At 61.9% G+C, this 26,291-nt stretch carries 31 protein-coding genes; 16 read left to right on the top strand and 15 right to left on the bottom strand.

The features are described 5' to 3' along the window. Window positions 1-27 precede the first annotated feature (27 nt). The 8 genes from ABID16_RS17320 (at window position 28) to rnhA (ending at window position 6,251) form a co-directional block, all read left to right on the top strand. Window positions 28-306, top strand: a complete 279-nt coding sequence (locus ABID16_RS17320) for a GNAT family N-acetyltransferase (RefSeq protein WP_354557619.1) — start codon at window positions 28-30, stop codon at window positions 304-306. Between the two features lie 136 nt (window positions 307-442). Next, window positions 443-835: a DUF983 domain-containing protein gene (locus ABID16_RS17315; protein ID WP_354557618.1), complete on the top strand. Its 393-nt coding sequence runs from the start codon at window positions 443-445 to the stop codon at window positions 833-835. Next, window positions 795-1,604 (top strand): SURF1 family protein, encoded by an 810-nt coding sequence (locus ABID16_RS17310; RefSeq protein WP_435532442.1) that lies wholly within the window; start codon window positions 795-797, stop codon window positions 1,602-1,604. Before ABID16_RS17315 ends, ABID16_RS17310 begins: the two co-directional genes overlap by 41 nt. Further along, window positions 1,601-1,975 (top strand): DUF1304 domain-containing protein, encoded by a 375-nt coding sequence (locus ABID16_RS17305; protein WP_354557616.1) that lies wholly within the window; start codon window positions 1,601-1,603, stop codon window positions 1,973-1,975. Before ABID16_RS17310 ends, ABID16_RS17305 begins: the two co-directional genes overlap by 4 nt. A 7-nt stretch (window positions 1,976-1,982) precedes the next feature. Further along, complete coding sequence (gene ispH / locus ABID16_RS17300) at window positions 1,983-2,972, top strand: 4-hydroxy-3-methylbut-2-enyl diphosphate reductase (protein ID WP_354557615.1); 990 nt, start codon at window positions 1,983-1,985, stop codon at window positions 2,970-2,972. Between the two features lie 145 nt (window positions 2,973-3,117). Further along, entirely contained in the window at window positions 3,118-4,728 is a 1,611-nt protein-coding gene (locus ABID16_RS17295) for a putative bifunctional diguanylate cyclase/phosphodiesterase (RefSeq protein WP_354557614.1), read from the top strand. Window positions 4,729-4,838: 110 nt separating this feature from the next. Next, a complete protein-coding gene (locus tag ABID16_RS17290; RefSeq protein WP_354557613.1) occupies window positions 4,839-5,798 on the top strand; it encodes a homoserine kinase in 960 nt (319 codons plus the stop codon). Between the two features lie 12 nt (window positions 5,799-5,810). Next, window positions 5,811-6,251 (top strand): ribonuclease HI, encoded by a 441-nt coding sequence (gene rnhA, locus ABID16_RS17285; RefSeq protein ID WP_354557612.1) that lies wholly within the window; start codon window positions 5,811-5,813, stop codon window positions 6,249-6,251. A gap of 28 nt (window positions 6,252-6,279) precedes the next feature. On the opposite strand, the gene ABID16_RS17280 is transcribed toward rnhA, so the two are convergent. The 3 genes from ABID16_RS17280 to ABID16_RS17270 all read right to left on the bottom strand — a co-directional run bounded on the left by ABID16_RS17280 (window position 6,280) and on the right by ABID16_RS17270 (window position 7,947). Continuing rightward, complete coding sequence (locus tag ABID16_RS17280) at window positions 6,280-6,525, bottom strand: transcriptional regulator (RefSeq protein WP_354557611.1); 246 nt, start codon at window positions 6,523-6,525, stop codon at window positions 6,280-6,282. Between the two features lie 66 nt (window positions 6,526-6,591). After that, window positions 6,592-7,182, bottom strand: coding sequence for a 2-hydroxychromene-2-carboxylate isomerase (locus ABID16_RS17275; protein ID WP_354557610.1), 591 nt, complete (start codon window positions 7,180-7,182; stop codon window positions 6,592-6,594). Window positions 7,183-7,209: 27 nt separating this feature from the next. Next, a complete protein-coding gene (locus tag ABID16_RS17270) occupies window positions 7,210-7,947 on the bottom strand; it encodes an SDR family oxidoreductase (RefSeq protein ID WP_354557609.1) in 738 nt (245 codons plus the stop codon). A gap of 86 nt (window positions 7,948-8,033) precedes the next feature. Between ABID16_RS17270 and ABID16_RS17265 the strand changes: the two genes are divergently transcribed. After that, entirely contained in the window at window positions 8,034-8,582 is a 549-nt protein-coding gene (locus tag ABID16_RS17265) for a TetR/AcrR family transcriptional regulator (RefSeq protein ID WP_354557608.1), read from the top strand. A gap of 101 nt (window positions 8,583-8,683) precedes the next feature. Here ABID16_RS17265 and ABID16_RS17260 read toward each other — a convergent pair whose 3' ends face one another. The 5 genes from ABID16_RS17260 to ABID16_RS17240 form a co-directional block, all read right to left on the bottom strand. Continuing rightward, window positions 8,684-9,574 carry a metal ABC transporter substrate-binding protein gene (locus tag ABID16_RS17260; RefSeq protein WP_354557607.1) on the bottom strand — a complete coding sequence of 297 codons (891 nt, stop codon included), beginning with the start codon at window positions 9,572-9,574 and terminating at the stop codon, window positions 8,684-8,686. 31 nt (window positions 9,575-9,605) lie between these two features. Further along, entirely contained in the window at window positions 9,606-10,478 is an 873-nt protein-coding gene (locus tag ABID16_RS17255) for a metal ABC transporter permease (RefSeq protein WP_354557606.1), read from the bottom strand. Then, window positions 10,475-11,215 carry a metal ABC transporter ATP-binding protein gene (locus ABID16_RS17250; RefSeq protein WP_354557605.1) on the bottom strand — a complete coding sequence of 247 codons (741 nt, stop codon included), beginning with the start codon at window positions 11,213-11,215 and terminating at the stop codon, window positions 10,475-10,477. The genes ABID16_RS17255 and ABID16_RS17250 overlap by 4 nt, the downstream gene beginning before the upstream one ends. Further along, on the bottom strand, window positions 11,212-11,355 hold the full coding sequence (locus tag ABID16_RS17245) for a hypothetical protein (protein WP_354557604.1): 144 nt from the start codon (window positions 11,353-11,355) through the stop codon (window positions 11,212-11,214). The genes ABID16_RS17250 and ABID16_RS17245 overlap by 4 nt, the downstream gene beginning before the upstream one ends. Window positions 11,356-11,444: 89 nt before the next feature. Continuing rightward, window positions 11,445-12,050 (bottom strand): LysE/ArgO family amino acid transporter, encoded by a 606-nt coding sequence (locus ABID16_RS17240; RefSeq protein WP_354557603.1) that lies wholly within the window; start codon window positions 12,048-12,050, stop codon window positions 11,445-11,447. A 91-nt stretch (window positions 12,051-12,141) separates the two neighbouring features. Between ABID16_RS17240 and ABID16_RS17235 the strand changes: the two genes are divergently transcribed. From ABID16_RS17235 to ABID16_RS17225, 3 genes are read left to right on the top strand one after another with little or no spacing between them, the layout of a single operon-like run. Continuing rightward, window positions 12,142-13,032, top strand: a complete 891-nt coding sequence (locus tag ABID16_RS17235) for a LysR family transcriptional regulator ArgP (RefSeq protein WP_354557602.1) — start codon at window positions 12,142-12,144, stop codon at window positions 13,030-13,032. Between the two features lie 51 nt (window positions 13,033-13,083). Then, window positions 13,084-13,407, top strand: coding sequence for a type II toxin-antitoxin system PrlF family antitoxin (locus ABID16_RS17230; protein WP_354557601.1), 324 nt, complete (start codon window positions 13,084-13,086; stop codon window positions 13,405-13,407). Next, the gene (locus tag ABID16_RS17225; RefSeq protein WP_354557600.1) at window positions 13,400-13,888 is read left to right on the top strand and encodes a type II toxin-antitoxin system YhaV family toxin; all 489 of its coding nucleotides are present in this window, start codon (window positions 13,400-13,402) and stop codon (window positions 13,886-13,888) included. The genes ABID16_RS17230 and ABID16_RS17225 overlap by 8 nt, the downstream gene beginning before the upstream one ends. A gap of 62 nt (window positions 13,889-13,950) precedes the next feature. On the opposite strand, the gene ABID16_RS17220 is transcribed toward ABID16_RS17225, so the two are convergent. Next, on the bottom strand, window positions 13,951-14,868 hold the full coding sequence (locus ABID16_RS17220; RefSeq protein WP_354557599.1) for a TauD/TfdA dioxygenase family protein: 918 nt from the start codon (window positions 14,866-14,868) through the stop codon (window positions 13,951-13,953). A 319-nt stretch (window positions 14,869-15,187) separates the two neighbouring features. Between ABID16_RS17220 and ABID16_RS17215 the strand changes: the two genes are divergently transcribed. Then, a complete protein-coding gene (locus tag ABID16_RS17215) occupies window positions 15,188-16,318 on the top strand; it encodes a site-specific DNA-methyltransferase (protein WP_354557598.1) in 1,131 nt (376 codons plus the stop codon). 183 nt (window positions 16,319-16,501) lie between these two features. Next, on the top strand, window positions 16,502-18,376 hold the full coding sequence (locus tag ABID16_RS17210) for an O-linked N-acetylglucosamine transferase, SPINDLY family protein (RefSeq protein WP_354557597.1): 1,875 nt from the start codon (window positions 16,502-16,504) through the stop codon (window positions 18,374-18,376). Between the two features lie 139 nt (window positions 18,377-18,515). Here the strand turns inward: ABID16_RS17210 and ABID16_RS17205 are convergent, their stop codons facing one another. Next, a complete protein-coding gene (locus ABID16_RS17205; protein ID WP_354557596.1) occupies window positions 18,516-19,001 on the bottom strand; it encodes a peroxiredoxin in 486 nt (161 codons plus the stop codon). A gap of 127 nt (window positions 19,002-19,128) precedes the next feature. Beyond that, window positions 19,129-19,959 (bottom strand): protein-disulfide reductase DsbD domain-containing protein, encoded by an 831-nt coding sequence (locus ABID16_RS17200; protein ID WP_354557595.1) that lies wholly within the window; start codon window positions 19,957-19,959, stop codon window positions 19,129-19,131. A gap of 170 nt (window positions 19,960-20,129) precedes the next feature. On the opposite strand from ABID16_RS17200, the gene ABID16_RS17195 reads away from it, so the two are divergent. Beyond that, a complete protein-coding gene (locus ABID16_RS17195) occupies window positions 20,130-20,735 on the top strand; it encodes a YqgE/AlgH family protein (protein ID WP_354557761.1) in 606 nt (201 codons plus the stop codon). Between the two features lie 42 nt (window positions 20,736-20,777). After that, a complete protein-coding gene (locus ABID16_RS17190) occupies window positions 20,778-20,942 on the top strand; it encodes a hypothetical protein (protein WP_354557594.1) in 165 nt (54 codons plus the stop codon). A gap of 102 nt (window positions 20,943-21,044) precedes the next feature. On the opposite strand, the gene ABID16_RS17185 is transcribed toward ABID16_RS17190, so the two are convergent. The 4 genes from ABID16_RS17185 to ABID16_RS17170 form a co-directional block, all read right to left on the bottom strand. Further along, window positions 21,045-21,305, bottom strand: a complete 261-nt coding sequence (locus ABID16_RS17185) for a CopG family ribbon-helix-helix protein (protein WP_354557593.1) — start codon at window positions 21,303-21,305, stop codon at window positions 21,045-21,047. 81 nt (window positions 21,306-21,386) lie between these two features. Next, entirely contained in the window at window positions 21,387-24,290 is a 2,904-nt protein-coding gene (locus ABID16_RS17180) for an EAL domain-containing protein (RefSeq protein WP_354557592.1), read from the bottom strand. Continuing rightward, a complete protein-coding gene (locus ABID16_RS17175) occupies window positions 24,283-24,921 on the bottom strand; it encodes a GNAT family N-acetyltransferase (protein WP_354557591.1) in 639 nt (212 codons plus the stop codon). Before ABID16_RS17175 ends, ABID16_RS17180 begins: the two co-directional genes overlap by 8 nt. A 69-nt stretch (window positions 24,922-24,990) precedes the next feature. Beyond that, a complete protein-coding gene (locus ABID16_RS17170; protein ID WP_354557590.1) occupies window positions 24,991-26,286 on the bottom strand; it encodes a M16 family metallopeptidase in 1,296 nt (431 codons plus the stop codon). Window positions 26,287-26,291 lie beyond the last annotated feature (5 nt).

Raw genomic sequence — 26,291 nt, 5'->3', positions numbered from 1 at the left:
CGCTTTCATTTCAAAAGGACGCTTCCCATGGACATTCGCGAAGAGAAATCGGGCTCCGGCGGTCGCTATGTCGCCACGCTTGAGGGCCATGAAGCGGAAATGTCCTATTCGCGCGCATCGACGGAACTGATCATCATCGATCACACCGGCGTTCCGGATGCGTTGCGCGGAAAGGGTGTGGGTCAGGCGTTGGCCCTGCATGCCGTGGAAGAGGCGCGAAAAGGCGGCTGGAAGATCATCCCGCTCTGCCCTTTCTTCAAGGCGCAGACGCTGCGCCACCCGGAATGGGCGGACGTGATCAAGTAAGCGTTAGAGCAATTCCGAGCTGAAAGTGGAAACCTGTTTGGCGTCCGGACTGCGGAAAAACAAATGGATGGAGCATTTCAGGTGATCCGGATTTCACCGGAAATGCTCTGGGAACGTTTTGACAAAGGATCAAGTCGTGCAGCCAGATAACAACGATTCGGCGATCTATCCTCCCGTCAATGCCATCTCGGCCGGCCTGCGCTGCCGATGCCCGCGTTGCGGCGAGGGGGCGCTGTTCGAGGGCTTCACCAAGGTCAAGCCCGCCTGCTCGAATTGCGGTCTGGACTATTCTTTCATCGACGCCGGCGACGGCCCGGTGGTCTTCGTGCTGCTGATCATAGGCTTCATCTTCGTCGGCCTTGCCTTCTGGATGCAGGTGACCTACGAACCGCCCATGTGGCTGCAATTCGTGCTCTGGATACCTCTGATGATCATCGCCGGGCTCGCGCTGATGCGTTCGCTCAAGGGCGTGCTCATCACCCTGCAATATGCCAACAACGCAAGGCCGGGCGAGATCGACCGTGGCTGACAATATCGCAGACGGCCGTCGCGCGGCTCGCCCTTTCTGGCGCTGGGTCCGCCGGATAGCGACACTCGTGTTGCTGGCCGTCAGCTTTACCGTTCTCATCGCTTTGGGCACCTGGCAGGTTCATCGTCTGCAGTGGAAGGAAGAGCTGCTGTCCGACATTGCCGAACGGCGCGCCATGGCCCCGGTCGGTGTCGACAAGCTCGGAGCGGTACTGGCCTCCGGCGACGATGTGGATTATCGCCCCGTCAACGTGTCGGGTACATTTGATCACGCACATGAGCAGTACTTCTTCGCCACGCATGACGGCGAGCCCGGCTATTATGTCTATACGCCGCTGAAGCTTGCGGGCAGTGAGTTCATCTTCGTCAATCGCGGCTTCGTGCCCTACGACAGGAAGGAGCCGGCCACGCGCATGACGGGGCAGGTTGCGGGTGAAGTGACGGTCACCGGCCTTGCTCGCTCACGGCTCGATGGCAAGCCATCGATGATGGTGCCGGAGAACGACCTGGCGAAGAACATATTCTACTGGAAAGACCTCGACGCCATGACGGCCCATGCGGGGCTCACCAAGGGTCGCGTCCTGCAGTTCTTCATCGATGCCAATGATGCGCCCAATCCGGGCGGCCTGCCCATTGGCGGCGTCACCCAATTCGACTTTCCCAATAATCATTTACAATATGCGGTGACATGGTATGGCCTTGCAGCAACATTGGCCGTCGTCGTCGCGATATTCTGGTTCCGCGAACGCAAATCGGGGAGTGAGAAATGACCATTGCCGCCGCCGTGCTGACAGCCCTTGTCGCTCTCGAGCATGTCTATATCCTTTATCTCGAAATGTTTCTCTGGACGAAGCCGGCAGGTCTGCGCACCTTCGGCATGACACAGGAAAAGGCCGAGGAGACAAAGGTGCTCGGCGCCAATCAGGGGCTTTACAACGGCTTTCTTGCCGCGGGTCTTTTCTGGAGCCTCGTCCATCCCTCGGCCATGTTTGCCTATGAGTTGAAGGTCTTCTTCCTCGCCTGCGTCATCGTCGCCGCAGTCTATGGCGCCTGGTCGGCGAGCAGGAAGATCCTGTTCACGCAAGGAATGCCGGCCATCATCGCGATGATCGCCGTGCTGATTGCCGGCGTGCATGTCTGAGGTTTCCATGAAGCGTCCGCTCACAATCCGGCTTTGTGAACCGCGCGGCTTCTGTGCCGGCGTCGATCGCGCCATTCAGATCGTCGTTCTGGCGCTCAAGCGCTTTGGTGCGCCCGTTTATGTCCGCCACGAGATCGTGCACAACCGGTTCGTCGTGGAAGGGCTGGAAGCCAAGGGCGCGGTCTTCGTTGAGGAGCTGGACGAAATCCCGGCCGAACATCGCATGCAGCCGGTGGTGTTCTCCGCACATGGCGTGCCGAAATCGGTGCCGGCGGATGCTGAGGCGCGCAACCTCTTCTATCTCGACGCGACATGCCCGCTCGTTTCCAAGGTGCACAAGCAGGCCATGCGCCACCAGCGCCTCGGCCGCCATGTCGTGCTGATCGGCCATGCCGGCCATCCTGAAGTCATCGGCACGATGGGCCAGCTCGAGCCGGGCGCCGTCTCGCTCATCGAAACGGTTGAGGATGCCGATCGCTATGAGCCGGCCGATTCTGAAAACCTGGGCTATGTCACCCAGACCACGCTTTCGGTCGATGACACGGCCGGCGTGATCGCGCGCCTGCAGGAGCGCTTCCCCAATCTCTCGGCACCCGCCGCCGACAGCATCTGCTATGCCACGACCAACCGGCAGGAAGCGGTCAAGCATGCGGCTCCCGGATGCGATCTTTTCCTGATCGTGGGCGCGCCGAACTCGTCCAATTCCAAGCGCCTCGTGGAGGTCGCCGAGAAAGCTGGCGCCAGGAAGTCCTTGCTCGTGCAGCGCGCCTCGGAAATCGACTGGGACAATCTCGGCGACATCTCGGTCGTCGGCCTGTCTGCGGGAGCATCCGCGCCGGAAGTGATCGTCAACGAGATCATCGCAGCCTTCAAGTCGCGATTCGATGCCACTGTCGATCTCGCGGTGACGGCAGAGGAAAACGAACACTTCCTCGTCAATCGCGAGCTGCGCGATGTGGAACTCACCAATCAGGACATGGCTTTTGTCAACGGCTGAGCGTTTTTTTGGGGTAGCAATGCGTCCGATTGCGTCGTTTACCCGAAATAAATGATAGTCTTTAATTTCTATGAAATTTTAGAAGGCTATAACTTGCCATAAAGCAGACATAATCTGTTTGGCACCGCCTGGGTGGGACGAGTTGATGGGGCAAAAGAGCGGCAGGAAAGTTCTGGGCGAGGTGATCGGCTGGGCCACCGTGTTCACGTCTGTCGCTTTCGTTGCGATCGAGTTGCATCTTCATCGTTATGTTGACGGCTTTCTCGACGCCTACCGCGTGTATTATTTCGACGACCTCTTCGTCTCCCTGAACATTGCGGGTCTGATCGGGCTGATCTATTCCGTATTGCGCGTCAAGGACCTGACCCTGGAGAACCGCCGGCGCCGTGAAGCCGAACGCAATGTCGAATGGATCGCGACACACGACGCGCTGACAGAACTTCCGAACCGGCGCCTTCTGGATCGGGAAATCGCCGCTGCAGGGGGCGGTCGGAGCTCGCCGAAGACGGTTTTCTCGGTCGATCTCGACGGGTTCAAGCGCGTCAACGACCTCTTTGGACATGCGGTCGGAAATGAAGTCCTCAAGACGGTTGCAGAACGTCTGAAATGTTCGTTCCCAGAAGGCACGATCTACCGCATCGGCGGCGACGAGTTCCTGGTGATCACTGACGGGGCTGACGCCGAAGAGGCCGCGGCAGCCGCTCAAAGGATCGTCCAGCAACTGACAGCGCCTATTGATGCGGACGTCATGACGGTCGATGTCGGCGCAAGCGTCGGCTACGGATTGGCCTCTGGCAGCCCTGAGAGCCTGAATGCCGCCATCCTCCAGTCCGACTATGCCATGTATGCCGCCAAGTCTTCCGGTCGCAACCGGGCCGTGGCCTTTGCTCCCTTCATGGAGCAGGACGTTTACAAACGGGCCCGCCTGGAAGGCGCCCTCAAACGCGCCGTTCGCGAAGGCACGATCATCCCTCATTTCCAGCCACTGATCGATCTCAGGACGAACAGCGTCTACGGCTTTGAGGCGCTTGCGCGTTGGGAATTGCAGCCGGGCGAATTCGTATCGCCCGGCGAATTCATCCCTCTTGCGGAAGAAACCGGCCTGATCGTCCCGCTGACCGAGCATCTGCTGCGGCTCTGCTGTGCCGAGGCGCGCAATTGGCCGAAACATGTCGGCCTCGCGTTCAACCTTTCCCCGGTTCTCCTGAGCGACGCCGTTATCGGGCTCCGCCTGATCAGAATCATGTCGGAAGAGGGGTTCTCGCCGACAAGGCTGGAGCTTGAAATCACCGAAAGCAGCGTGATGAAGGACTATCCCGCCGCGCAAAAGGTGCTGGGCGACCTCATGGAGGCGGGCGCCCGTATCGCGCTTGACGATTTCGGCACCGGTTACTCCAGCCTCTCCCAACTTTCCGGCTTCTCCTTCGACACGATCAAGATTGACCGAAGCTTCGTGACCGCCATGAACAAGGGCGAGCGCCAGGACAAGGTCATCCGCGCCATCGTGGCCCTCGGCTCCGGCCTCGGCGTGAAGACGACAGCCGAAGGGATCGAGGACGAAGAGCAGCTCGCCTACCTGCGCTCGCTGGGCTGCGACATCGGCCAGGGCTATCTTCTCGGCAGGCCGATGCCGGCGGAAGCGGCGCGGCGTTTCCTTCAGGAACGGCTGGGCCATCCGGTCCCCATGGAAAGCGAGCAGCCCGAGACTGGCGAAGGCTCGCCGAGCCGCCTGCCGGCGAAACTGCGCCGCGCCTGATCACCACATCGGCGCAGCGTTGCGAACTTCCGAACGGCCTTGCATGCCTGTTGCATTTCACGCCCGATTCGGGGCATGAGAGCGGTGATTGACCTGCGAGGAGCCCCGCCTTGGCCGTTTACACCGACATCTCGGAAGATGAGCTTTCCGCCTTCCTGGGCGACTATGACGCCGGCCGGCTGACCTCCTACAAGGGGATTGCCGAGGGCGTCGAGAACTCGAACTTCCTGCTTCACACGACAGAAGGCTCCTTCATCCTCACGCTTTATGAAAAGCGCGTCGATCCTGCCGATCTGCCCTTCTTTCTCGGTCTGATGCAGCATCTGGCGAAGAACGGTCTGTCCTGTCCGCTTCCGCTCATCCGCAGGGATGGCGGGATGCTGGGCCAGCTCGCCGGCCGCCCGGCTGCGATGGTGACCTTCCTGGAAGGCATGTGGCCGCGCAAGCCGACGGTCGTGCACTGCCGCGAGACCGGCAAGGCGATCGCGGCCATGCATCTCGCCGGCGAGGGCTTCGAAATCACCCGGCGAAACGCGCTTTCCGTTGCCGGCTGGCGGCCGCTCTGGGACAAGTCAGAAGCCCGCGTCCACGAGATCGACGCGACGCTGCGCGATGAAATCCCCAGCGAACTGGCCTTTCTCGAAGCCAACTGGCCGAAGGGCCTGCCGGCGGGCGTCATCCATGCCGATGCCTTCCCGGATAACGTCTTCTTCCTCGGCGAGACCTTTTCCGGCCTCATCGACTTCTATTTCGCCTGCAACGATTTCCTCGCCTATGACGTGGCGATCTGCCTGAACGCCTGGTGCTTCGAGAAGGATGGCTCGTTCAACCTCACCAAGGGCATGGCGCTTCTGGAAGGCTATCAGGAGGTTCGTCCGCTTTCCGAGGCGGAGGCTGCCGCGCTGCCGATCCTCGCGCGCGGCTCGGCGCTGCGCTTCTTCCTCACGCGACTTTATGATTGGCTGGAAACGCCTCCGGGCGCGCTGGTGGTCAAGAAGGACCCGCTCGAATATCTGCGCAAGCTGCGCTTCCACGCGCATGTCAAAAGCGCCGCCGATTACGGCTTGTAAGAAAGCATTCCCATGAAGCATGTCGATATCTTCACCGATGGCGCCTGTTCGGGCAATCCCGGCCCTGGCGGCTGGGGCGCGATCCTGCGTTATGGCGACAAGGAAAAGGAAATGTCCGGCGGCGAAGCCGAGACGACCAACAACCGCATGGAACTGATGGCGGCCATCGAAGCGCTGAACGCGCTGAAGAGCCCTTGCGAGGTCGATCTCTACACGGATAGCGCCTATGTGAAGGACGGCATTTCCAAGTGGATTTTCGGCTGGAAGAAAAACGGCTGGAAGACCGCCGACAGGAAGCCGGTCAAGAATGCAGAACTCTGGCAGGCACTGGAGGCCGCCCGCGACCGCCACAAGGTAACGCTCCACTGGGTCAAGGGCCACGCAGGCCACCCGGAGAATGAGCGCGCGGATGAACTGGCGCGGATGGGCATGGCGCCGTTTAAGACGCGGTGAGGGGCAATCTCGGCTCAAGGCCGCCATGTCATCGCCGAATGTTGCGACGGATGACGTCCTCGGCGCGAACGGTCACATATTCATCGTCTGAAGCGGCGAGAGCGGGGGCCAACTCATCCTCGAGAAAACGCCATCCGTCTTCTTCGGACTGCAAATCCTGCCGGATCAGCGCACGAATATATTCGCCCGCATCCTCGTAGAGGCCATTTTCGGTCTGCTGGCGAACATGGTCTTCAAGCTTCCCGCTGACCTTGACCTGAATACTGCCCGGCATGGCTGACCTCCATCAGTTGCTTGGAAGTTTGGCGAGAGACCACGCTTTGTCAACCTCGAAAGTCCTTTACCCCTTCAGCGCCCGCTCGACAAACATCAGCCGATCCTGCCCCCAGAACATGTCCTTGCCGACAAAGAAGGTCGGCGCGCCGAAGACGCCGCGTTGAACGGCTTCGTCCGTGTCGGTTCTCAGCTTGTCCTTCACTGCATCCGTGGCGATCTCGGCCAACAGTGCCTGTGGGTCGATGCCGGCCCGGGCAAGCACCCTGCCGATCTCCTGCACGTCGCCGAGATTGACCGGCTGCTCGAACATCGCCGGAAAGATCGCATCGAGATAGTCTTCCAGCGCCTTGGGGCCGCGCTTGAGCATGGCGGTCGCGCCGCGCATCAGCGGCAGAGTGTTGATCGGAAAATGCGGGTTCATCTGGAAGGGGATGCCGTAATAATCCGCCCAGCGATAGAGATCGATGGTGGAATAGCTGCCCTTGGCGGGAACCGTCATCGGGCTCACATTGCCCGTCGCCTTGAAGACGCCGCCGATCAGGATCGGCCGCCAGACGATCTCCGCCCCGTTGCGCGCCGCAATTTCCGGCAGCGCCCGCCACGCAATATGGCTGAATGGGCTGCCGACATCGAAGAAGAATTCCACCTGTTTCATGAGGATGGTCCTTGTGAGGTGAGGGGGCTACCAGCGCTCTGTCCAGGGGCGCAGATCCAGTTCATGCGTCCAGGCGTCGCGCGGCTGAGTGTGGAGATGCCAGTAGTTTTCGGCGATGTGATCGGGATTGAGAATGCCGTCCTGGTCCTTCAGCGCATATCGCTCGGGGAAGCTTTCGCGGATGAAATCCGTATCGATCGCCCCGTCGATGACGACATGGGCGACATGGATGTTCTTCGGCTGCAGCTCGCGCGCCATGCTTTGCGCCAGCGCGCGGAGCGCATGTTTCGCACCGGAAAAGGCGGCGAAGTTTGCAGACCCTCGAAGCGATGCCGTCGCACCGGTGAAGATGATCGTGCCGCGCTGACGCTCCACCATGCGCCTGGCGACTTCGCGGCCACTCAGAAACGCGCTGAAACAGGCCATCTCCCAGATTTTGAAGTACTTTCTCGCGGTCTCTTCCAGAATGCTTGCGGGGACATTGGCACCGATGTTGAAGACCATGACCTCGATCGGCCCGACCTCGCGCTCGATCCGCTCCACAAGCGCCACGACGTCGTCTTCCTTGCGCGCATCCGCCGCAAAGCCATGCGCCTCTCCGCCTTCTGCCCGTATGGCCTCGACGAGCCCTTCAAGCTTGTCCGCAGACCGGCGCGTCACGCAGGCCGCATAGCCGCCGCGCGCGAAGCGCCTGGCAATCGCAGCACCCGTCGCATCGCCCGCACCAATGATCAGCGCGGCCTTCCGGCCCGTCTGGTCCGTCATCGGTTCCTCCCTGATAACGACCGTTACAATAACGAACGTTATGTGATATGAAGGAGACCTGTCAAGGACGATGGGGCGAGGCGGGCATGCGCTATCAGGATGGTTACAAGGATCAGAAGCGGCGCGAGCTGCTGAAGGCAGCTGGCGCTGCCGCGAAGAAAAAGGGCTTCGCCGCCACCGGCGTCGATGCGTTGGCGGAAGCCGCTGGCGTCACGTCCGGCGCGGTCTATGCCCATTTCGGTTCCAAGGCCGGTCTGCTGGATGCGGTGATTGTCAACGAGATGGAGCGCAGCCGCGCCCGCTGGTCACGAAATCCCGAACGATCAGTTGAGACTTGGGCCGCGGAAGAGGTGGCGCGCTATCTCAGCCGCGCCCATATCGATCATCCCGAAAGCGGTTGCCTGATGCCGGCTTTGGCCGCGGATGTGGCCCGCGCGGCGGCACCCACTCGGCAGGTTTTCGAAGATCAGCTCAAGCAGGCACAGAGGGAGATTGCGGAGAGACTGGGCGAAAAGGACAAAGCCTGGCAGTTCCTGTCCCAGATCGTCGGCGCCATGGTGCTGGCGCGTGCGGTCGTCAGTGACGATGTGCAGGATGAAATTCTGGCCGCCAGCCGCGATGCCGTGACGGGCTGACGAGGGCACCCAAGTGGGGTGCCCCTCCCGGGGGCTTGGGAGGGGCAGGCCGACGGCAAGGAGGGACCCGAACTGTCGGCCGAACTGATGGCTTCGGCGCTTTAGCTGTTCTTCTGCATGGCAGCAGAAAGCTGCTCGACGTTGAAGCGGAACATCTTCTCATAGGTCGAAGCCGGGCCGTCCTGCTTCGACAGCGATTCGACATAGAGCTCGCCGCCGGAGGTCGCGCCGGTGGCCTTGGCGACCTGCTTGACGAGGCGCGGGTCGTTGGAGTTTTCGAAGAAGTAGGTCTTCACACCTTCCGACTTGATCTGGTCGATCAGCTTGGCAACGTTGGCGGCCGAGGCTTCCGTCTCGGTCGAAACGCCGAGCGGCGACAGGAACTTCACCTTGTATTCCGCCCCGAAATAGCCGAACGCGTCATGGCTCGTCAGAACCTTGCGGCGATCTTCCGGGATCTTGTCGATCTTCTGATGCGCGAAGGCGTCCATCGCGTCGAGCTTCTTCTGGTAGGAATCCGCATTGGCGGTGAAGACGGCGGCGTCTTCCGGATCGGCGGCCTTCAGCGCCGCTTCGATATTCTTCACCCAGACCTTGACGTTGACCGGGCTGTTCCAGACATGCGGGTCGGTCACGGTCTTGCCGCCTTCTTCCATCTGGTTGAGCTTGATGCCTTCCGAAACGGTGACGGGCTTGTTCTTGGTGCCCGACGCCGAGATCAGGCGGTCCATCCAGCCTTCCAGGCCTTCGCCCGAAACGAAGACGACATCGGCGGCCTTGAGGTGCTTGGCATCGGCCGGCGACGGCTGGAACTCATGGGGGTCGCCGTTCGGCTGGACAAGGCTCGTCACCTTGACCTTGTCGCCGCCGACCTGATGGACGACATCCGCCAGAACGGTAAACGAGGCCACCACGTTGAGGTCCTTGGCCGAAGCCGCGCCTGCAAAGGCAAAGGGGAGCGCGAGGCCGAGGAGGAGAAGACGTTTCTGCATGAGAAAACTCCTGTTCAGTTGGGAAATGGGATCAGTTGGCGAGATGCGGCCGGCGGATATACCGGCTCATGAGGCCCGATGGGGCCGCGACCAGCGAGACGGCGTAGATGATCGCCGCAGCAACAATGATTGTCGGGCCGGAGGCGAGTTCGAGATGGTAGGAGGCAATCAACCCGGCATAGCCGGAGACGAAGGCCGTCACGACCGAGATGGCGAGCATGGCGGGAAGCGTGCGCGCCCAGAGCTGCGCAATCGCCGCCGGCAGCATCATCAGTCCGACTGCCATCAGCGTGCCGAGGGCCTGGAAGCTCGCCACGAGATTGAGCACGACCATCAGCATGAACAGCCCATGGATGAGCGGCCCGCGCCCGCCGACGGCCCGCAGGAAGCCGGGATCGAAGCAATCGATGACCAGCGGCCGGTAGATTACCGCGAGCGCCACCAGCGTCAGCGAAGTGATCGTGCCGATGAGCATCAGCGCATCGTTGTCGATGGCGAGAATGGTGCCGAAAAGCACATGCAGCAGATCGATATTGGAGCCGCGCAGCGACACGATGAGCACGCCGGCGGCGAGCGAAATCAGATAGAAACTCGCAAAGCTGGCGTCCTCCTGCAGCACCGTCATGCGGCTGACGACGCCGGCAAGCAGCGCGACGGACAAGCCCGCGATCAGCCCGCCAATGCCCATTGCCGTCAGGGATAGCGAGCCGGCGACGAGATAGCCGATGGCCGCGCCCGGCAGGACTGCGTGGCTCAGCGCATCGCCCATCAGGCTCATGCGACGCATGGAAAGAAACATGCCGATCGGCGCGGCACCCAGTGCCAGGCAGAGGCAGGCGACAAGCGCCCGGCGCATGAAGCCGTAGTCCATGAAGGGCGCGACAAGGAGATCGTAGACGCTCATGCCGGCACCTCGCAGACCGGAGCGTTGTCGTCCCAGCGCTCGGCCAGCGCGCGGGCGCGTTTCAGGTTCTGGTCGGTCATGACCTCTTCGGTCGGCCCCCAGCCGATGAGTTCGCGCGCAATGAGCAGCGTCTGCGGAAAATGCTGACGCACCTGCTCGTGATCGTGCAGCACGGCAACGACCGTGCGGCCCTCGCCATGCCAGCGCAACACGATGTCGATCAGGTCCTGCGTCGTGCGGCTGTCGATGGCGGTGAAGGGCTCGTCGAGAATGATCACGGAGGCATCCTGCAACAGAAGCCGCGCGAAAAGCGTGCGCTGGAACTGCCCGGCCGAAAGCGAGCCGATCGGCCGCGCTTCGAAGCCTTCGAGCCCCACCGCGACCAGCGCCTCGGATGCCTTCCGCCGCTCGGCACGTCCGATGCCGCCAAATGCACCGGCACGCTTCCAGGCCCCCGTCACAACCGTGTCCATGACGGAGACCGGGAAGCGCCGGTTGATATCGGCTGCCTGCGGTAGATACCCATAATCGCGGCTCGGGACAGCACGGCGAATTTCGCCCTCTGCCGGCTTTAACTCGCCCATGATGGCGCGCAGCAATGTCGATTTGCCAGCACCGTTCGGGCCGGCGATTGCCGTCAGGCTACCGCGCGCGAGCGAACCAGACACGTGATGCACAGCCGGATGCCGGTTATAGGCGACCGTGAGGTTTTCGAGGGAAATCGCAGCTTGGGTCATGACAGTGACATCGCCCAGGCAATCGCAAGCCAGAGCCCGCCCAGCGCAATAGCAGCCAGCCCGACGCGAAAGAGCGCCGAGTGCTGCAACAGACTGACGCGATCGCTTGTGGCGCGCGGCGGGGTGGCATGAGAATGCATTCCAAAGTCCTAAATGTTATATTGTTACGTGTTATGATATAACAAATCGGACGTAAAGAGGGCAAATGCGATTGTGGAGAAAGTTTAACCTACTGCAGCGTGACTAGACGCAGCGCAATCGCGCCCATGATGACACCGATGCCGGCATCCAGCACACGCCACGCCGCCGGTCGCGCCATCAGCGGGGCCGCCAGCCGCGCGCCATAGCCGAGCGCAAAAAAGAAGACGACCGAGGCGCTCGCAGCGCCCGCGCCGAAAATCCACTGGTTCGGCGCAAAGCGCGTCGAGATCGAGCCGACAAAGACAACCGTGTCGAGATAACAATGCGGGTTGGCCCAGGTGAACGCCAGGCAGGTCAGCACGGCTGTCATGAGCGGCATGGCCGGCGCATCCGCAGGGTTCAGGCCGCTTGTCACATGAAAAGCCGACCACAGGCTCTTCAACCCGTAAAGCGCCACGAAGGCCGCGCCGCCATAGCGCATCACAGGTTCGAGCCATGGCAGCGCCTGCATGGCCGCGCCGAAGCCCGCCACGCCGGCCGAAATCAGCACTGCATCGGACACCGCGCAGATGGAGGAGAGCACAAGCACGTGCTCCTTCCGCAGTCCCTGCCGCAGCAGAAACGCATTCTGTGCGCCGATGGCGACGATGAGGCCGAGACTGGTGGCAAAGCCGGTGGCGAAGATCGAAAGCATGGACAATTCCGGATGATGAGGCTTGCCTTCTCTCCCACATCCGCGCTTCAGTAAAACTAACTTTTCTAAATTGAGATTAGGAAAACTGAAGATGCTGGATTATGCCGCCCTTGCCGCGCTCGCCGCCGTCGTGCGGGAGGGAAGCTTCGAACGCGCCGCGCACGCACTCCATGTCACGCCCTCGGCGGTGTCGCAGCGGATCAAGGCGCTGGAGGAAAAGGTCGGCGCGGTTCTTGTCCGCCGGGGCCAGCCGGCCGAGCCGACGCCACAGGGTCGCGCGCTCTGCCGCCATTTCGATGCCGTCTCGACGCTGGAAGGCGAGCTTTCTGCCGACTTGCCGGGTCTCAGCCTCGAAGGCGAGGGCAGGGCGACGATCCCGGTGGCTGTGAACGCCGACAGTCTCGATAGCTGGTTCCTGATGGCGGTGGCGGACTTCTCTGAGAAGACCGGCCATCTCGTGGAGATCAAGGTGGACGATCAGGATCACACGGCCGAATGGCTTCGGCGCGGCGAGGTTCTGGCCGCCGTCACGTCAGAGGACAAGCCGGTGCAGGGCTGCCGCGTCAAGCCGCTGGGAAGCCTGACCTATCGCGCCAATGCCAGCCCGGATTTCATGGCGCAAAACTTCGCCGATGGCGTTACGCCCGAGACACTGGCGCTCGCGCCATCGCTCGCCTTCAACCGCAAGGACCGGCTGCAAAGCCAGTGGATGCAACGACATTTCGGACGCGACTTGACACCGCCCCTCAACTGGGTCCCGTCCCCCCACGGCTTCGTCATCGCCTGCCGCCTCGGCCTCGGCTGGGGCTGCAATCCGGATATGCTGGTGGTGGATGACATGGCGAATGGGACGCTCGTAGAACTCGTTCCCGGCGCCACCCTCGACATCCCGCTCTTCTGGCAGGTCAGCCGCTTGCCGTCGGGATTGCTGAAGGCTCTAGGGGAGGCGGTGGCTGGGGCGGCTGCGGTGCTGACCCGCTGAACATTGACGATGCAATGCATTTGCATTACCTTCGCTCAAAAGGAGCTTGCCATGGCCAGCCGCGCAACCATCGAAATCGACGCCACCATCACCGAACGCGGGCAGACGACCGTGCCTGCCGCCATCCGCAAGATGCTCGGCGTCCGCAAAGGCGGCATCGTTTTCAAGGGCTTGGCCGATGGCACTGTCGTGATCGAGCCGAAGCTGGAGGCCGACGAAGCCGATCCCGTTCTGGACGAATTCCTCGCCTTTCTGGAGCGCGACATCCCGGCGAATGCCACGATCAAGCCGCTCGATGCGCGCCTTCTCCACGAGATCGATACGTTGATCGAGGGTGTCGAGATCGATCTGGACGTGCCGATTCCCGATGAGTAATCTGAAGATCAATGGCTGGACAATCTATCTGCATCCGCTCTTCGCGGATGCGCTCCACGCCATGATGGATGAGGTTCGCAAGGCCCGCGCGGCGGAGCCGGAGAACTACCGCCAGAAGCGCGCCGCCAAGCTGCTGGCCGCCACCCGGAAAATGGCCTTCGAGGAAATCCCCGCCAATCCCGCCGATCCGAAATTCCGGCAGGGATCGACCTTGGGTGACGCTTACAAGCACTGGTTCCGCGGCAAATATGTCCAGCAATACCGCCTCTTTTTCCGCTACCACGAGGAACGGAAAGTCATCGTGCTTGCCTGGGTGAACGATGAGAAGACCAAGCGCGCTTATGACAGCAAGACAGATGCCTATGCCGTCTTCGCGCGTATGCTGAAAAACGGCAATCCGCCTGACGATTGGGCGGCGCTTGTTGCGGAAGCACAGCAGCAAACGGAAGGCGTGGCCGATATTTTGGCGTCGGACCTCTGATGCACTCCCCCGCGAAGCCGGCGGGGAGGTTGCCGGCTTCGCGAGGCGGTCGGGCTGCGGGATTAGCGGCCCCTGACCGTGATGCGGTGGAGCAGGCGGCGTTCGCCGGAATAGTCGTTCACGGCGAGATGCCAGGTGGTCCGATTGTCCCAGATGGCGAGCGAGCCGACTTCCCAGGCGAAACGATGGGCGAATTCCGGCTTCTTGATATGCTCGTAAAGCGATGAGAGCAGGCCTTGTGACTCCTGTTCGGTCCAGCCGTTGATGCGCAGCGTGAAGCCCGGATTGACATAGAGCGATTTATCCCCGGTCAGCGGATGCCGGAAGGCGACCGGGTGGATGGCGTCCTGGGTGGCCAGTTCCGCATTGCCGATCCGCTCGCCGAGATCGTTATTGGCCTTTGCCTTGGCCGCCGCGCCGAAGACATGGCGGCTGGAATGGAAGGCATCGAGCGTTTCGAGTGTTTTCTGCAGGCCGGGCGACAGCGCTTCAAAAGCTGCGACCGTGCTGGCGAAGATCGTGTCGCCGCCAAGCTCCGGCAGTTCGCGGGCATAGAGTAGCGAGGCGGTCGCCGGGATCTGGTCATAGCTGTGATCGGTATGCCAGCCGCCGCCGATATTGTTCTTCTGCCCGGCCTCCTTGCGCACTTCGGCAATCTGCGGGTAGCCCTCGACCGCGCGGAAGAAGCGGTTGACGTCGATCTCGCCGAAGCGGGTGGCGAGCGCGATATGCTGCTCCGGCGTCAGATCCTGATCGCGGAAGAAGATGACGCCATGCGCGGCGAGCGCCGTCTCGATCTCGGAAAACACCGCATCGCTGACGGGCTGCGAAAGATCGACGCCTGAGATATAGGCGCCGACAAACGGGGAGGCCCGGCGCACCTCTATGAAATGGTAGTGATCGGCGTTGAAGGTGCGCGCCACGGGTGCAGACGCTGCGGAATAGGGGGAGCTTGCGGCAGTCTCGGCATGCGCGGTCATGGCTGGTTCCTTCCATCATGTGGATCGCAACGATCCTTTTGAGACGTGACCATGCCAGTCTCGCCGCAGACCGGCCCTCACGCGAGAAATCCTGTTTCCAATTTGTCTATAGATTTAATATATAATTTCGGAAAATGCCGTCTGCCGTTTCTGCGCGCGCGAAGGTCACAGTTGCGCAAGAGGCCAGAGGATTTATTTCCCCAAACACGCGTCCCCTTCAGCTTTTGGTAACCAAAATCGGTAACCCTAACCGGGAGTTAAGCGCATCTGTTTGGATGTGTCTTGAAGTGTTCCGAGTAAGCGTAACCAAGAGTATCCGATGTCTGCAGTTCTTTCGCTTGGCGAGGTTTCCGGCCGTCCGGAAAGTCGCAACTGGCTCAACACGATCATCAAGGGTGACTGCGTGGCGGCGCTTGAGGCGCTACCGGACAAGTCCGTCGATGTCATCTTCGCCGACCCGCCTTATAACCTCCAGCTCGGCGGCGAATTGACCCGGCCCGACCAGTCCAAGGTCGATGCCTGTGACGATCATTGGGATCAGTTCGCCTCTTTCGAGGTCTATGATGCGTTCACGCGGGCATGGTTGCTCGCCTGCCGCCGCGTCCTGAAGCCGAACGGAACGATCTGGGTCATCGGCTCCTATCACAATATTTTCCGTGTTGGCGCCATCATGCAGGATCTCAATTTCTGGATTTTGAACGACATCGTCTGGCGCAAGACGAACCCCATGCCCAATTTCAAGGGGCGTAGGTTCCAGAACGCGCATGAGACCATGATCTGGGCGTCCCGCGACGCCAACGCCAAGGCCTATACGTTCAATTACGAGGCAATGAAGGCCGCCAACGAGGACGTGCAGATGCGCTCCGACTGGCTCTTCCCGATCTGCAACGGCGGCGAGCGCCTGAAGAATGACGACGGCGACAAGGTTCATCCGACCCAGAAGCCGGAAGCGCTGCTGGCGCGTGTGCTGATGTCCTCGACCAGGCCCGGCGATATCGTGCTCGATCCCTTCTTCGGCACCGGCACAACAGGGGCTGTGGCCAAGCGTCTCGGCCGCAACTTCGTCGGCATCGAGCGCGAGCAGGACTATATCGATGCCGCTTCGGCGCGCATCGATGCGGTCGAGCCGCTGGGTGCGACTGAGTTGACCGTCATGACCGGCAAGAAGGCCGAACCGCGCGTCGCCTTCGTCTCGCTGATCGAATCCGGCCTCATGAAGCCCGGCACGATCCTGTCCGACGCCAGACGCCGCGTCAGCGCCATCGTGCGCGCCGACGGCACGCTGGTTTCGGGTGTGGAAGCCGGTTCCATTCACAAGGTGGGTGCGCGCGTGCAGGGCCTGGATGCCTGCAACGGCTGGACCTACTGGCACTTCGACGATGGGCAGTCCCTGAAGCCCATCGATGTATTGCGTTCTCTCATCAGGGAAGACATGGCCAAGGCGGGGTAACCCCTGACACCGCTTTTGCCCTGAAGCCAACCGACGACGCCTGTACCTCCAGTCCAGCGCCACCGGATTTCCCGCCCGGAGCCTCCAAGCTCCGGGCGTTGTCTTTTCTTCTTGGCTTTGAACCTGCCAGCCTGACGCAAGACCTTCCTCCTATGCTCCCGCAAATTTGCAAGGGAGGCGGCTTTGGCGTCCGAGATTTACGAACAGGCGCTCGCGGCATTCCGCTCGGGCAATGCCGCGCTGGCCCTTGCCGTGTGTGACCGCATCCTGTCGCTCGATCGCTCCGATGCCGATATTCTGCTGCTTTCCGCCACGATCCTCGAACAGGGGGGTGAAAAGCGCAAAGCCGCCATGCTCTATGCCGAGGCCGCCGGCAAGGCGACGGCGCGGCGCAAGGACATCGCCTTCCGCGCCGCCAGCCTCTTCGAGGAACTGGGCGAGCGTCCGCTGGCCTTTCAGGTGCTCCACGCGCTTCAGCCGGACCTGCCGGATGATCCGGACCTTCTCCAGAGCCTTTGCGGGCTTGCCCGCGAGATGGGTGACTACGGGCTGGCCAGAGATGCCGCGCTGAAACTGGCGACGACAGCGGCGGATTTCGATGCGTGCCTCTCCGCAGGCATCATCCTCAACGGTCTCGGCCTGTTCGAAGAGGCCTTTGCAACGCTTGCCCGCGCGCATGCCGAGCGTCCGGACGAGCGGCTGGCGCTGTCGGAATATTTCTGGGCCGCCGCCAATGTCTGCGATCTCGAAACCTCCGCCGCCCTACAGGCAAGGCTTGAGGCGGCCTATACGCAAGAAGGCGATGCCGCCGATATCCGCGAGAATGCCTTCCGGGCCCTGATGTGGACGGGCGACGAGGCGCTGCTGGCGCGCTATGCTAGGCGCACGGCGGATGTCATGCTGCCGCCGGTCGCGCCGGCGGTCGGGTTCGACACGCAGGTCGAGGGCAAGGACCCGGAAATCATCCGCGTCGGCTATGTCTCCTGCGACTTCTACGACCACGCCACCATGTCGCTGCTGGCCGGCGTTCTGGAAGCGCATGACCGCGATCGTTTCGAAATCTTCGCCTTCTGCCACACGCCGGCATCCCGCCGAGAGGATGCGATGCACGAGCGCATGCTCGACACGGTGGATTATTACATCGACATCCTGAACCTCACGGACGCCGAGGCCGCCGAGACGATACGCAGCCTTGGCATCGATGTCCTAGTCGATCTCAAGGGCTTCACGCAAGGGTCGCGGCTGGGCATCTTCTGCCGCCGCGCCGCGCCCATCCAGCTAACCTGGCTCGGCTATCCGGGCTCCGTCACGGGCGCGGGCATCCAGTTTGCCATCACCGATCATATCGTCACGCCGGACACCAGCATTCCGTATTATCAGGAAAAGCTGCTCCGGCTTCCCGGTTCCTACCAGTGCAACGATGCTGCGCGCGAGCGGGTGAGCCGGGCAGGGGACCGCGCCGACCACGGCCTGCCGCAGGATGCCATCGTCTTTGCCGCCTTCAATCACCCGGCAAAGATCCGCCTTCCGGTTTTCGAAAGCTGGATGCACATCCTTTCGGCTGTCGAAAATGCGGTGCTCTGGCTTTACCCGATGGGCGCTCTGGCGCAGGCGAACCTGCGCGCCGCTGCCGCAAAAAGCGGGATATCTCCGGAGCGGCTCATTTTCGCCGATCTCGCGCTCCCGGGCAATCATCTCCGCCGCTTGCCGCAGGCGGATCTGGCGCTTGATACCGGCCCCTGCAACGGCCATACGACGACCTCGGACGCGCTTTGGGCCGGCGTTCCGGTTCTATCGTTCAAGGGCACGAGTTTCGCCGGTCGCGTGTCCGAAAGCCTGCTCAATGCGGTGGGTTTGCGCGAACTGGTGGCGGATAATCTGGCGGGTTTTGAGACCATGGCCATCGAGGTAGCGGGCGATCCCGCGCGGTTGACCGATCTGCACGATCGGCTGGTTGCCGCCCGCGACACCGCGCCGCTCTTCGACACGGAGGAACTGACGCGGCAGGTGGAAGCCCTCTACCAGAGCGTGGTCACGGCCTCGCGGTTGGGGGAGTGAGTCGGTCACTCTCCCTCCCCCTTGTGGGGAGGGTTGGGGAGGGGTCTTCTATCCGCTTGCTCAGGTGTTCGCGGTAAAGTCCCCCTCTGGTTGCCGCCATCTCCCCCACAAGGGGGGAGATGGATGGAGCCGCAACCCCTTACAGCCGTTCCAGCATAGCCGAAGCCGACGAAACCGTCGCCTGGCCGGGATTTTCCTCGACCTCGACGAACTTCACGACGCCATTTTCCACCAGCATGGAGAAGCGCGTGGAACGGACGCCGAGGCCGCCGGCGCTCAGGTCCTTGGCAAGGCCGGTGGCGTTGGCGAAAGAGGCGTCCCAGTCGGCGAGGAAGCGGATCTTGCCTTCAGCACCGGTCGCCTTGGCCCATGCATTCATCACATGGTGGTCGTTGACGGAGATGACCGCGATGTCGTCCACGCCCTTGGCGAGAAGCGCATCGCGGTTTTCCAGATAGCCGGGCAGGTGGTTCAGCGAGCAGGTCGGCGTAAATGCGCCGGGAACGCCGAAGATCACGATGCGCTTGCCATCGAAGAATTCCTTCGAAGACATCTTGGCCGGGCCATCGGGCGTGCGCTCCATCAGCGTAACGTCGGGGATCTGGCTGCCGGGTTCGATGGTCATGGTGTCTCTCCATTATTGGGTTTGATGTTGGCGCGGATCAAAGCGGAATGCCGGCCCGATTTCAAGGCATGAGGCGATCAGTCGGTAATATGCTTTTCGAATGATAATGGATTGCGGCGGGTGCCTGTTATTTCAGGACAACGGTCGTTTCCATCGCCCGGCTTCCGGCGAGCGCCAGAATGGTCAGCGATTTGCCTGCCAGACTGGTGGCCGAACCACCCTGCAGCCTTGCCTCCGCAAAGAGCGTTCCCGCTTCCGAAGTCCTGCGCATCAGGCGGCTCAGCGGTTGTCCGTCGGGACCGATCGCGATGATATCGGCCGTCGTGACATCCGCGCCGGCAGGCAGACGCAGCTTCATGACGACGCCCTGACCATCGGCCGTCGCGCTGGCTTCCGCGACCGAAAAATCCGTCCCCGGCGCTTCCGGAAGCAACGCATTGGCCGCGTTGACCAGTGCAAGCTCCGCCGGCTTCGGCTTGTCGTCCGGCGCAACCTTGGCAGACACCTCGGCCTGGAAGGGAACGCAGATATCGGCGCAAAGGCCGATGAAGACAGAGGCGGCGATGGTTGATGGCTGGCCCGGCCTGTCCTGTTTCAGCGTGACGGGAAGCATCACGCGGGCATCGTAACCGAAGTCACGCAGGTTGCCGTCATCGAAGATGCGGGGCGCCGGAAAATCGACCTTCTCGAGCCGGGCATTGCCGCCTTCCTTCAGCGAAATCTGCGGAGGGATGCCGCCGCTGCCGGGCACTTTCCAATAGGTGTGCCAGCCGTCTTCGGGCGTGATTTCCACAAAACCGCGAATGGTGCCCTCACCATCCGGCGGCAGCGCCACCAGTCTGAGCTTGCCGCCCTTGGTGCCGATCCACGGGGAGCTGGCGGACCAGACAGGCAGTGTCATCGTGCAGAGAGAAGGCAGGGCAAGCAGCGCCGCCATCATGAATCGCTTTGTCAGCATCTTGAATCTCGTTGTCATGCATCATCGATAAGTCTTTGGCATTGCTTATGCCAGACACGAGCATCGGCCGGGCGTTCAAATTCACTTGATTGTGAGGCGCGCGGGGAGAGAAAAATTTATCGCGTTTCGCCCTTTTCATTTTCACCCGACTTGCTAGGCTGCTCTCCATGATGAACATGTTGGGAATGGGAAGCAGAAAGGACAAAGGGTTCCTGGACGGTCAGTTCCTGATCGCCATGCCCTCGATGCTCGACCCGAATTTCGTGCGCACGGTTGTCTATGTCTGTGCCCATTCCGAGGATGGAGCCATGGGCTTTGTCATCAATCGCGCGCAGGACGTTTCCTTCTCAGAAATTCTCGTCCATCTGAAGATCGCTACCGACGACTCCGTCGATCGTCTTCCGCTGGCTGTTTCGAAGTTCCCCGTTCTGTCCGGCGGCCCCGTCGACAATGGCCGCGGCTTCGTGCTCCACACCGAGGACTATCATTGCAACTCCTCGATCCCGCTCAGCGAGGAGCTCTGCCTCAGCACCACGCAGGACATCATCCGCGCAATCTCCGCCGGGCGCGGTCCGACCCGCGCGACCATGCTGCTCGGCTATGCCGGCTGGAGCGCCGGCCAGATTGAAAACGAGATCGCGCAGAATGCGTGGCTGACCTGCCCGGCGAGCGAAGCCCTCATCTTCGACTGGGACCTGGACACGAAATACGAGCGCGCCATGGCGCTGCTGGGCATCTCGCCATCAATGCTTTCCAGCGAAATGGGCCACGCCTGACGGAGGCTACAGGTCGCTGTCGAGTTCGGTCGAAGGCGCGGCATGCTGCGTTCTGCCGTGGCGAATGACGACAATGTCTATCAGATTGCCGTGCAACAGATAATGAAAGAGATAGTCCCCGACGACGAGTGTGCGGCCTCCGGCGATCTGAAGACCGTGCGTTTTGCTGCCGGCATGGGGGAAGCGCTCGAGTGTTCGCTTCCCTGACGGTTGACGCAAACTTGCGAGCGGCGCTGGGATTGCGCAGACGGAGATATTCGGCCTCTTGGCGGACGTAATCGGCGGCGAGCTACGAAAGCCGGATTTGTGTCATGCAACCTTGCCCGCGATGATGCGGTCTATGTCGGCAATGACGTCATCGATATTGGCATGCTCGCCGTTGGCAATTTCTTCGCGCCCTTTGATGGCCGCCAGCACATCAGCACCCTCATTCATCAGATAGGTCCGCAACGCGCGAACGATAATCCAGCTTCTCGAGCGCTCGGTCGCCTCAGCGATCGCTTCGATGTCGGCAAGAACATCGACAGGCATTCTCAAAGTGATCGGGTCAGAGAGATCAGGCTTTGCCATCCGCACCTCCAAAATTTGTAATACGCAGTATTGCAAATCTCCGTTGATGGGGCAAGGCCGCGAAAGTGGCAGCTTGAGCGTCTACGCCTTGGCCCCCACGAGAGGGAAGCGCTCACGCAGGAGCCTCTGTGCCATGTCTGCGGTGATCGGCGGGCCGAAGAGGTAACTCTGGCCGTAGGCGCAGCCAAGTTCGCTGAGCTTGGCGGAGAGTTCGTCCGTATCGACGCCTTCCGCAACCGCGACCATATCGAGCTTGTTGATCATGTTGAGCAGCGACACCAGGATCGTGCGGCCCGTCGGCGTCTGGTTGACCACCAGCGAACGGTCGATCTTGATCGTGTCGAAGGGCAGTTTGGTGAGATAGCCGAGGCCGGAATAGCCGGTACCGAAATCGTCCAGTGCCAGCGAAAAGCCCATGCTCTTCAGCCGGTTCAGGATCATCCGCGATTGTTCGGGATTTTCCATCAGCACGGTCTCGGTCAGCTCCAGCTTCACCTGGCTCGGCTGACAGCGGTTCTTGGCGACGACCGAGCGGAAGTCGTCGCAAATGCTGCTGTTGATCAGCTGCGCGCTCGACATGTTGACCGAAATGAAGATCGGCAGATCGCCGCCCAATTGCTGCCAGAGACTGAAATCGGCCACCGCGCGCTCCAGTGCAAACAGTCCGACCTGATGGATCAGTCCGCAATCTTCCGCCACGGGAATGAACTCGTTGGGCGAGACATCGCCGCGGCGCGGATGCTCCCAGCGCATCAGCGCCTCGAAGCCTGCAATGCGGCGCGAGGCGAGATCGACGATGGGCTGGTAGACCATCGTCAGTTCCTTGCGCTCAAGCGCCCGCCGCAGGTCGACTTCCAGTTCCTGCGCGTCGCTACCGGCGGTCCGGAACGCAGGCCGGAACGGCTCGACCCGGTTGCCGCCCTCGCGCTTGGCGCGGATCATCGCGAGTTCCGCATCGGCAAGAAGGCCTGCGCCGTCCTGCGACTGGTCGAGCCAGGAGGCCAGACCGATCGAGGCCGTCAATACGATTTCCTGATTGGCAAAGTCGATGGGCGTCGAGATGCTGCGCAGAATAGCGTCGGCAAAGTCGGCCACTTTCTGCGTTTCCGTCTCCGAGACCAGAACGATCCCGAAGCGGTCGCCGGAAATGCGCGACAGCGTGTCCTGCGGCTTCAGAAGCCGGCGCAGGCGGCGCGTCAGCACGATGAGGATATTGTCGCCGGCGGCGATGCCGAGCCGGTCGTTGACGCTCTTGAAGCCGTCGATGCCGATGGAGAGCACGGTCGGCTGGATCGGGTTCTGCTCGCTGGCAATCGACAGCAGCGACTGGATGCGGTCGACGAAAAGCTGGCGGTTCGGCAGACCGGTCAGATTGTCGGTCAGCGGATCGCGCAACAGCCGTTCGATGGAGTTGCGCTCCTCCGTCACGTCGATCAGCGTGCCGACGCAGCGGATGACTTCGCCCGTCGAGCCCACGACAGGTCGAGCCCGCACGGCCAGCCAGTGATAATGCCCGTCCTGCGCCCGGACGCGGAACTCGTGGTTCAGCTTGCCGCGCCGATGTTCCAGCAGCACATCCATCGTGGCGCGGAACCTGTCGCGGTCGTCGGGATGAAGGTTCGGCAGCCAGTTGCGCACCGGCCCGTGCAGGGCGCCCGGCTGCAGGCCCAGATGCACCGAGATGTCGGGAATGGTGACGATGCGGTCGCGCGCCACGTCCCAATCCCAGATCGTATCGCCCGCGCCGGTCAGCGCCAGCGATTGCCGCTCAAGATCGGAAAATAGCCCGTTGTGGAAGCCGCCGCTCGCAAAGGCGTGCTGCATGACGGTGAAGCCGATCATCAGCACGATGAGCACGAGGCCGCCGCCGAGCGCGGGCTGCACGATATCGTTGTCGAGCCGCCCCGTCACGGTCATCCATGCCGCTACCAGCCAGGCGATCAGTAGCGCCCAGGAGGGCACGAGAAGAATCGCGCGGTCATAGCGCTTGATGCCGAGGAAGAGGATGAGAAACACGCCGGCCGCTGCTGTCAGCGCGAAGGACAGCCGCGCCACGCCTGCCGCAATCGCCGGGTCGTAGACCGCAACGCCCGCCAGAAGGCCAAGGCCGCCGATCCAGGCCAGCGTCGCATAGACAAGGTTGGTGTGCCACCGGTTGAGATTGAGATAGGAGAAGAGGAAGAGCACGAGGCTCGCCGCCATGCCCACTTCGGTCGCCGCCCGCCATATTCGCTGGTCGCCGGAAGAGAGGCTGACGAGCTTTTCCAGAAAGCCGAAATCCACGCAGATATAGCCCAGCACCGCCCAGGCGAGGGCTGCCGCCGCCGGCAACATGGCCGTGCCCTTGACGACGAACAGAATGGTCAGGATCAGCGCAAGGAGACCGGCAATCCCGAGCACGATGCCACGATAAAGGGTGAAGGCGTTGACCGTATCCTTGTAGGCATCGGGCTCCCAAAGGTAGAGCTGCGGTAGGTCCGGCGTCGAAAGTTCCGCCACGAAGGTGACGACCGCGCCGGGGTTCAGCGTGATCGAGAAGACGTCTGCTTCCGTGCTCGCCTCCCGGTCGAGTGCGAAGCCTTCCGACGGGGTGATCGAAATGATGCGCTGTGAACCGAGGTCCGGCCAGAAGAGGCGCGAATTGACGAGGCGGAAATGCGGCGCGACGATCACCCGGTCAAGCTGCTGGTCCGACACGTTGGCGAGCGCAAAGACGGCCCAGTCGCCCTGATGCTTGTTGTCGGACGAGCGCACCTCGATGCGGCGCACGATCCCGTCGGCGCCCGCCGCCGTCGAAACCTGAAACACATTGCCCTGGTTGCGATAGATTTCGGTCGTCTTGGTCAGATCGAGCGCATTGTCCTCGCGCGAAATCTTCACCGGCTCCGCCGCAAAGACCGGAGCCATGGACTGCAACGCGAAGGCCGCAAGGAGAAACGTCAGAAACAACGTCAGAAACGGGGCCCGGAGCGGCAGCTTACGCATGACTGTTCGCGCGATAGAGGCCGGAATCATCAAGCAAGTCTTTTCCAATATCGTCGTTTGCCAGACGCGCCAGCAGCACATGGTCGCGCCACCGGCCGTCGATTTTCAGGTAATCGCGCAACAGGCCCTCGCGCCGGAAACCGGCGCCTTCGAGCAGGCCGATGCTGCGATGGTTCTCCGGGATACAGGCTGCCTCAATGCGGTGCAACTGAAGCCGGTCGAAGATGTGGTGGACTGTGAGCTTCAATGCGGCTTTCATGTGGCCTTGGCCGGAAAAACGCTCGCCCATCCAGTATCCGATCATGCAGGATTGCGATGCGCCGCGCCGGATATTGCCGATGGTGATGCCGCCCATCAGGTCGTCATGCTCGCCGAAGATGAAGAGCGTGATGGCCGTCCCTGCTGCATATTCCTGTTCGTAGCGGTTCACCCGCGCGCGGAAGGAGCGTTCGGTCAGGTCGTCGGCGCTCCAGGTCGGTTCCCAAGGCTGCAGAAACGCCCGGCTTTCGCGGCGCAGTGCCCACCATGCATCGAAATCGGCAAAGCGGGGCATGCGCAGCAGATGCTTGCCGTCGCTCAGCTTCACCGCACCGTTAGGGCGCGTGAGAAAACGGAACATGGACCCCTGCATCGATGACTTCGGACCCCCAAAAGGTTCTGTTGGTCAGGTCTTCGCTTGCCGAGACCGGGCCGTGCGGCTTTACGCCGACTTCTGTTTGGCGATGTTGTGCGAGAGCGACGATGTGATGTCCGACAGCGGCGCAAGCTTCTCCAGCGGCCCGATGGCCGAAAGCGTCGGCTTCGTGTCGAAGAACAGCCGGCCTGAAAGGTCCGTCAGCCGCTCGGTTGTGATGCCGGACAGGCGCTCCATCAGCTCCGGGTTGGAGATCGGACGGCCGTAGAGCATCATCTGCCGGGCAATCTGGCCGGCACGCGCGGCCGGGCTTTCCTGACCCATCATCAGCTGCGCGCGGATCTGTGCCCGCGCCCGGTTGATTTCTTCCTGCCGGATATTCTCGGACGACTTGCGCAGTTCCTCCAGAATGACCGGCACCAGTTCGCTCATGTCTTCCGCACCCGTTGCGGCATGAATGCCGAAAATGCCGGTATCCGAGAAGCCCCAGTGGAAGGCATAGACCGAATAGCAGAGCCCGCGGATTTCGCGCACTTCCTGGAAGAGGCGCGACGACATGCCCCCGCCGAGAATATTGGCGAGAACCTGCGAGGCATAGAAGTCGCGCACATGATAGGCGCGGCCTTCAAATCCGAGCAGAACCTGCGCGTCCATGAGGTCGCGGGTCTCACGGAAATCACCGCCCGTGTAGCGCGCCGGCTCCATGACCGGCAGCAGCGTCGGCCGCTGCGGGATGGAGGCGAAACGCTCCTCGGCCTGCTTCACGATCGCATCGTGATCGACGGCGCCGGCGGCCACCACGAACATGCGGTCGGTCGTGTAATTGCGGCCGAGATAGGCGCGGATCTGGTCCGGCGTGAAGGATTGCACCGTCTCCGGCGTGCCGAGAATGGCACGGCCGATCGTCTGGTCGCGGAAGGCGGTCTCGGCAAAACGGTCGAAGACCACATCGTCGGGCGTGTCGTTGGCCGCGCCGATTTCCTGCAGGATGACGTGCTTCTCGCGCTCCAGCTCTTCCTCCTCGAAGGAGGATTCCGTCAGGATATCGGCGAGAATGTCGAGCGCGAGCGCGGTATCGTCGCGCAGTACGCGGGCGTAATAGGAGGTCGTCTCGGTCGAGGTGGCGGCATTGACTTCGCCGCCGACATTCTCGATTTCCTCGGCGATCTGACGGGCGGTCCGCTTTGCGGTTCCCTTGAAGGCCATGTGTTCGAGAAGATGGGCAATTCCGTGCTCATCCTGCAATTCGTTGCGGGAGCCGGACTTGACCCAGACGCCGAGCGCAACGCTTTCGAGATGCGGCATGTTTTCTGTGACGACCGTCAGACCCGACGGAAGCTTGGTGCACTCAACTTTCATCAACACAC

The organism is Limnomicrobium aquaticum, assembly GCF_040545545.1.
In the GTDB taxonomy this organism is placed as follows: domain Bacteria; phylum Pseudomonadota; class Alphaproteobacteria; order Rhizobiales; family Rhizobiaceae; genus Ensifer_A; species Ensifer_A aquaticum.
This window is presented reverse-complemented; position numbering and strand designations above follow the sequence as displayed.